Here is a 7,496-nt window from a genome sequence, read left to right on the forward strand (position 1 = left end):
GACATTGGGACGCAGGGCCCCGCCGCCGTTGATCGCAACCCGTCCCGCCTTCAGGTGACGTGCAATGCGGAGTGCTCGTGTTCCGTCGGCTGTCCAGAGATTGGCCATCAGGCCGAAATCACAGTCGTTGGCCAGTCGTACGGCTTCTTCCTCATTGCGGAAGGTCAGCACGCTGAGGACCGGTCCGAAGACTTCTTCCCGGGCAATCTTCATCTGCGAGGTCACGCGATCGAAGATCGTCGGAGGATAGAAGCAGTTCCTGGGGTCGGATGAGCGTGTGCCCGTCTGTACGCAGCGGGCTCCTTCGTGTTTCGCACCTTCGACGAACTGATCGACGGTCGCCAGATGTTGCGGCGTGGCGAGGCAGCCGAGGTGGTTGCTCGGGTCGGTGGGGTCACCCTGCCGCAGGTTCTGCACCTTGGCGACGATCCGTTCCAGCAGATCATCATGCAGATCTTCATGGACCAGCAGGCGAGAACCCGCCACACAGACCTGGCCCAGGTTGTAGAAAATCCCCGTGATGACTCCGTTGACGACATGGTCGATCGGTGCGTCGGGAAATACGAGACTCGGAGTTTTCCCTCCCAGTTCCAGCATCACTCCCTTCATGCCGATCTTGGCCGCTTCCAGCATCTGCACCCCGGTCTGGTGCCGACCGGTAAAGGTGATCTTATCGACCAGAGGATGACTGACGAGGGCCGAACCCGCTTCCGCGCCGGTGCCATGGATGACATTCAAAACACCGGCCGGGATGCCGACTTCGTGAGCCAGTTCAGCCAGCATGAGTGCCGACAGGGGCGACACTTCGGACGGTTTCAGGACGACCGTGTTGCCGCACGCCAGGATCGGGGCCAGCTTGATGGCCGCATTGGTGAGCGGAAAGTTCCAGGGGACAATCGCCGCGATGACTCCCATCGGTTCGCGGAACTGCATGGTGACGTTGTCGGGCAGGGTGCCATAGCATTTGCCAGCAATTTTGTCCGGTAGACCGGCATAACTCTCAAACAGGTCTGCGGCACAAGGGATATCAAACCCGGTCGTATCACGGATCGGCTTGCCGACGTTCAGGGTATCGGTCAGTGCTAACTCGTCGATCTTCGACCGAATTTTTTCCGCCAGGCGGAACAGCAAGCGGCCACGCGCGAGCGGATCGAGTCTGGGCCAGGGACCTTCGTCAAACGCCCGTCGGGCCGCCTGCACGGCCCGGTCGACATCGGTACGGCTCGCCAGCGCGACTTCAGCGAGTGTCGAGCCGTTCGCCGGGTTTACGACAGTCCAGGTGCGACCCTCAGCACCATCGACCCAGGTTCCGTCAATGTAAAGTTGATTGGGCCAAGTCGGCATGTTCCAAGCCAATCTGATCAGGCCCTGACCCCCGTCGTCGCGGGGAAAGGGCGGGTTACTGGACGAGAACAACTGCGGGTTTCGGCAACAGGGGCGGGCGAACCGACCGATGCATCAATGTCCTGACGACGACGGTATCCCGCGTGGCGTCCTGATTGAAGTCATCATTTCATTCTTGTTTCGACGTCCGTCGATCGGCAAGAAAAAGCACTGTCTGATCGAGGTCGGTCAGACAGTGCTTCTCATTCGGATGCAGGACGTTATTTCGTTTCTTCCGGCTTTTTCTCGTCGTGACCATGTTCATCATGGCCATGTTCGTCGTGGGACGAGCCGTCGAGATGATAATCAATGTGACCGATGTAGGGCTTGTCGCCGATGGTAATCCGCAGGTCGCCATGCAGGAACCCGGCATCCATCAGCGTATGAACCAGGTCGTGGTCTTCGAGGGCGAATTTCGAAGTCTTTCCTGCGGGGGAATCAGGCTTTGGAGCGGCCTTCAGGGTCAGGGGCTCTTTCCCTTCCAGGGCGATGGTCACGTCCTGAGCATCCACGAATTCATCGGTCTTTGCGTCTTTGCCCAGCACGTAGACGACGACCGATTCCGTGTCATGATCGACCAGGATTTCGGCGTGATATTCTTCGGCACCCAGTTCGACCAGGCCCCCTCCGTGAGGACCCTTGGCACCGTGACCGTGGTCATGATCGGGAAGGGGAGGGGCCTTCTTGGCTTCATCGACCGACTTGTAATCCGATTGCGGGTTACATCCCCATCCTGCACAGGACAACACAATCGCCAGGCAGGCGAGCAGCTTGAATCGAGCCATATTAAAACGTCCTTCCGTGTGGAAAATTCCAGGTCCGAGTGCCTTCACATGACAGTGCGGCACGATCAAGGCACAGTCTGAACCAAGCAGCCGTTTCCTGCAACTGTGTCGGCTTCGGTCAGCGAACGAAACGCCTCAAATTCGTATGCAACCAAGCCCTCATCTCTTCGCCTGGTAGGAGATCAGATGTCTTGTGGCGACTTGTTGTTGTGGAACAACACCGCTGTCGAATGTCACCTGCGACTTCCTCAGATTTCAAGATGCCGCTTGCTTCGTCCCGCCTCCTGAGGCAACATTGGGTCATGTGGCCCCTCCCACTTCAGAAGCATTTGCTACCTTGTAGGCCGTCCGAATAATCGGAATCGCACGGTCAATGTCATCCGGGTCTTGAATACGAAGCAGAACTCCGCCCTCATGCTTCGCGTTCACCAAGAATTTCCACTCCTTAGCATCGCTCGCGAGGCCGTGCGGGTCATCGATCTCTCCGTGATCCAAGGGAAAAAGAAGGGTAAGCCTCTGCTTGCGCGGAAGAACTTCTAGGAAGAATCCAGAAGCGTGGTAGCTGATCGACTTCGACTCCGCCAATTCCAGAATACTGGGGTCGATATCGTGAAGTCGCGGTCGCAACTCTTCAAACAGTTCGCGCGCCGCCGTACTCATTGGGACTTGAGCGACATTTCGGCGTTTGGCGAGTTCCTTTAACTCTGCTTGCTTTGCAGCTTCGACTGCAGCGGCGTCCACGACTAGCTCTGGCCATATGACAAGTGCCCGGTCGCTAAGCTGTTTGCCTCGCTGCTCAATCTCCTTTGGTGTCCATTGCTTTTGTTCCCGGACAAACTTGTTGAGCCGAATAGCGCTGAAATCGAATCCACCCGAAACCGTCTTCTTCTCGTCAAACGGACGGTCGGAATAGGTGCTGTTATACCCGGTCATCGTCAGGTTACCCAGCCGGTGAAGCCAAGTAAGTTGGACCTCTTTCCAGTTCGGTCCAAGCATCTGCTGCCACGCTTCCGGCAGCTTTTCGTTCTGAGGCATAATATGTTCAATTGAGAGGCCAGTCGTATTGGTCGGTTCCTTGCTGCCGTGATTTTCGAGGCGTTCAAGCAGGTATCCACAAACTCGAAGTCCGTAGAGATCACGTTGCAACAGTTCTCGGCGAAAATCCGCGTCTCTCGGAAATCGGTAGGCATCCCTTTGCCGAGCCAGCTCGACTTTTAGATCACTCAGCGTTTTCTCTTCGCCAATTCGATACGCAAGATTGGCAAACACCTGCCAATAGCTGTGGGTTTGCTCGCCACAGATCGCTCTACGAAACACATAGCTTTCGATGCACTGAATAGCATCTCGAAACTGCGTAAGTGACAAGGATTGGCATCGCTCATAGCAGTCAAACAGACGCATCACAAGGAGTGCCGGCACGTCTACTAGTCGACGAAGGCGCCCAAGGTCATCTGAGAGTTCTGGAATCACTGGAACTCCTAGGCTGAATGCGGCGTAGTAACGACCCAGTCGCAGCATTTCGGCGAGCAGCAATTCCAGGCCGCCGCATGACTGCTGGAGGGTTGGGAATTCGCGGCGGAATGCCTGATAGATGTCTTCCGCACGTTCCTGCTTGGCGGCCTTCGTTTTGAATGCAAGATAGTCACGCAGAAACGAGTCGAACGACTTTTCGGCTCCGCGGAAGAGTGATTCCAGTTTGCTCCAGTGCTCGTCGTAGAGCTGTGTCTGCTGTTTCTCAGGCAACCGCATGAGAATAAAGTTTCGGATCAAGTCCGATTGGCTGAGGTCGATACCAGTAAAATTGAGGCTTTCAAAGATCAATTGCGGGTCATCTGTTCCGCGATCCAAAGTGACGTCGACAACGACTAAGCGATCCAACCCTCGGTAGATTGTGTCCGGATCGGCAGTGGAAATCTGGTCCCGGAAGAACTCGTAGTTTTCCCGTATTCGCTCGGAAGGGTTTGTGGGCAGGGTCGTTGAATCGAGAATCGCTCGCAAGGTTTCCTGGTCGTGTCGTCGGAGCACCAGTTTGTGACGACGGCCACCTTCTTCCTGAACATTCTTGAGGAAATACGCGTCGATCCGCGTGGCGGTCGGGCTATCTTCATTCCCTCTCCATTCAGACTCGATGATGTGATCGCGGAGGGCAGCCATCAGCAAGGTCAGAGTCGTCACACGCTGCTGGCCGTCGATCAGTAGCCATCGCGTAAAGCCGGCCATCGTGTCCCCAGTCGAGACGTACACCACGGACCCCATGAAATGGCCGCGATTTGTCTCGTCCTTGGAGATGAGCATGATGTCACGCCACAATTGTTCGCATTGCGCCTCGCTCCAGCGATAGTCTCGCTGGAATACGGGAATTACGAATTGGGTCGTGCCATTGATGATTTTCGTGAAGGGACGATCGATCGCTTTCATGAATTACCTCGTCTGAAGCACGCAACCCCAAGGCTGGTGCACCTAGGATAGCTGGTTAAATCTGGATACACATCAGGTCCACAAGGTATCGAGTTGGCACATTGGAAGATGCTGTGTCGCGGCTCATAGCGCTCTGTGGCTTTCTCCACTGCCTGAAAGGCATCAACAAACCAGCCCGGGGCAAAGCGCCGCCCCGGGCTGAACTTACTTCCCCTGGACCGTTTTTTTGACGATGGGGAACAATGCCTGTGCCTGCCGGAGCATGCCGAGGTCGGTGAGGTGAACACCGTCGACGGTCCCTTCGCCGTCGTCGCCGACGAGGTCCGTGCCGGGGAACGTCAAGAGCCCTTTGACTCCCTCGGCCTGCAGGGCTTGCACTGCCGCTTCCTGACCTTTAGTGGATTTCGTCGGATGCAACTCGGGATGAATTTCTGACTGACCGACGAACAGAATCGGCACGTCGGGGTGCCGCTCGCGAATGGCGTGCACCAGCTTTCGTACTCGCTCTTGATAGACAGCAGGATCATCGCTCATGTTCCAGATGCAGTCGATGACGAACGCGGCCGCGTCGACTTCGGCAAGCACCTCACCAACGGGGTGTTCCATCGTTCCCGAGCCTGAAAAGCCCAGGTTGATGACGGGTCGGTCGAGCATCCGTCCCAGGATCGAAGTCCAGACCATGCCCGGTCGCGAAGCACAGCCTCCCTGAGCGATCGAAGTGCCGTACACGACCACCGGCTTGCGCAACGCTTCCGGATGGGGCTGCGGCTTCTCCAGGTGAGCTCCCGGTGCCACAGCGATCTCCAGCGACTTGATACCGTTGTACGCAGGCAGATACAGCAGGCACTCGCGTCCTGCTTTCGCACCCCCGCGGAACGTGAACGTGGCCTGGTTGTTGTCCTGATGATGAGGCCTGCCGTTCCCGACAAACAGCCATTTGCCATCGTCGGCTCGGGCATACAGGTCGATACCGCTGACACCGGTCGCGGGCATGTGAGGCATCCCGAGCGTATCGCTGGTGACCGACCACCGGGCATTAACGGCTGCCGCGTCGGTGACAAACCGAATGCAGACCCCCGCGTTATTTTTGCTCAAACCCCAGACTTGCTGCGAAACCTTGCTTTTGGCGGAATCAGGAAGTCGGTCATATTTCCCTTCCGTCTCAGTCCAACCTCGCCCTTCGATCTCAAACGACGCAGCATCATGCCACTTCAACTCCTGCGCGAAGGCAGGGACGGGCAACGCGGCGAACATGACGGAGAGCATCAATGCAAATCGAAGAATAACAGTCATCAGCTTCGTATTCCTTGGACGTTGCGGAGAAATCACTCGTTCTGAAGCAAAGGCACCAGCAAAGTGCGAGGCGGGTATGATACCGCGAACGACGTCGCCACACGATGCGCGGACTCAAATGGCCTGTAATAAAACGGTCTCTCGACAGAAATGGACCGGGTGGCCCAGACGTCGCTTTGGACGTCTGGGTTGCAGAGCAACAAGAGGTCTCAAGCAGTTCTATCGAATTGCCGGTCAATGATGTCCGATGGAAGGCGAATCCGTTCAAACTCGGTAGTGATCGCGATTCTTGAGATCAGATTTTATTGACGCTGTATCAGTTTAGCGACCACAGCGAACTCTGCGGGGTAGCAGTCGAAATCTGTTGCGTAAAGGGCGGTGTCTTGATGGGAGAGGCCACTTGTTCCAGCGCCTGTCAAAGAGGCCTGTAGTATCACAGCACATGCGGCATTCTTGCTGGGCTCACAGGCTTTTTGAGGAAGGCTGTGAGCTGCAGGGGGTTGCTCAATTCAAATCCTCTTGTTGCACGGCCACCCTGCCTGTGTACAACTTGGACGGAAGTTACTCTAGCATTGTCATGCAGGCTTTTCCGATGACGCATGGGCAAATGGGTGGAAACGTAAATGCTCTTAGCTGGATGTTAGACGAAGCAAACGCAGCGGGAGTTCCTGCGAGCATCCATGACAAGTCGATCGAGTATACTATTGGCTTAGAGAACTCTCTTGGTGTTGCGGACTTGGTTTGGTGAATTAGACATTAAAGGGAAAGAATTGAATGCAAAACAATGTGTCAGCGCGGATTGCAAAACTCGCGAAAAACATGCCGCGTGGGGTCTACGTTGTGTTGATCACTGCATGTATATTCGTATCGTCAGCGCTGTCGGGTGGATTAGCTGCCAATATTATATTCTGTGACTTTGGAGCCGGGCCGGACAAGGAGTACTACCAAGAGCTATATCGCCATTGTAAGAATCTCAATCTTACCATACCGCTCATCGTGATATATTACCTGTCTGCAATCGTGCTTATGGTGAGCTTTTCGGCAATCTTCGTCCAGATTATTTGGTATGTGTTTATCAAGAAGCGCATTGGTCGTTGTTTGGCCAAGTCTGAAAACTCAACCTGATCATCGATCTCACATCGCTGGACATGACCATGGATATGAGCGCCGCTTATGTCAAGGCGGCGAAACAAGCCAATCCCCTGGCTGAAACAAAAAATCGTTCAAGACCGTTTCCACATCATGCAGATGGCGACGAAGACATTCGACAAAGTTCGACGTGCTGAGCACCGCAAACTTCCGCTCACGACTGATTGGACCCGGGGGCGGGGAGACCACAAGTTATCGGTTTGGGAACTCCCGGTTCGCGAACCGAGACAGTCATTCCGTAACCGCGAATATTTCCTGTCCACATTGGTTTTGCACGGCAGTGTTGCGACGGTTTTTGTCGATTCGGTAATCCTGCCGAGGGACCGGCAGGGCTAGTGCGTCTGTGAAGGCGTTTGATCAGGAGGGTGTGAGTCCCTCTCAGGCTAACGTTACCGGCCTGAATCCAACATTGGTAACTGCGTCTTCGTGAGAAGGGGTGGGGAGCAATCTGAGGAGAACAACCAGTCC

Annotated in this window: 6 protein-coding genes; 2 read left to right on the forward strand and 4 right to left on the reverse strand. The window is 55.5% G+C overall.

The window, feature by feature from the left end:
• The 4 genes from VGE80_RS20195 to VGE80_RS20210 form a co-directional block, all read right to left on the reverse strand.
• Positions 1-1,344, reverse strand: a 1,344-nt coding sequence (locus VGE80_RS20195) for an aldehyde dehydrogenase family protein (RefSeq protein WP_440593909.1), incomplete at its 3' end; no start/stop codon positions are given.
• A 260-nt stretch (positions 1,345-1,604) separates the two neighbouring features.
• Complete coding sequence (locus VGE80_RS20200; protein WP_440593910.1) at positions 1,605-2,168, reverse strand: hypothetical protein; 564 nt, start codon at positions 2,166-2,168, stop codon at positions 1,605-1,607.
• Positions 2,169-2,468: 300 nt separating this feature from the next.
• Complete coding sequence (locus VGE80_RS20205) at positions 2,469-4,586, reverse strand: GmrSD restriction endonuclease domain-containing protein (protein WP_440593911.1); 2,118 nt, start codon at positions 4,584-4,586, stop codon at positions 2,469-2,471.
• Positions 4,587-4,790: 204 nt separating this feature from the next.
• The gene (locus VGE80_RS20210; protein WP_440593912.1) at positions 4,791-5,879 is read right to left on the reverse strand and encodes an SGNH/GDSL hydrolase family protein; all 1,089 of its coding nucleotides are present in this window, start codon (positions 5,877-5,879) and stop codon (positions 4,791-4,793) included.
• Positions 5,880-6,653: 774 nt separating this feature from the next.
• On the opposite strand from VGE80_RS20210, the gene VGE80_RS20215 reads away from it, so the two are divergent.
• Together VGE80_RS20215 and VGE80_RS20220 are read left to right on the forward strand one after the other, a co-directional pair.
• Complete coding sequence (locus VGE80_RS20215; protein ID WP_440593913.1) at positions 6,654-7,004, forward strand: hypothetical protein; 351 nt, start codon at positions 6,654-6,656, stop codon at positions 7,002-7,004.
• Positions 7,005-7,127: 123 nt separating this feature from the next.
• Positions 7,128-7,364 (forward strand): hypothetical protein, encoded by a 237-nt coding sequence (locus tag VGE80_RS20220; protein WP_440593914.1) that lies wholly within the window; start codon positions 7,128-7,130, stop codon positions 7,362-7,364.
• The last annotated feature ends 132 nt before the right edge of the window (positions 7,365-7,496 follow it).

Origin of the sequence: Schlesneria sp. (assembly GCF_036405755.1) — a bacterium.
In the GTDB taxonomy this organism is placed as follows: domain Bacteria; phylum Planctomycetota; class Planctomycetia; order Planctomycetales; family Planctomycetaceae; genus Schlesneria; species Schlesneria sphaerica.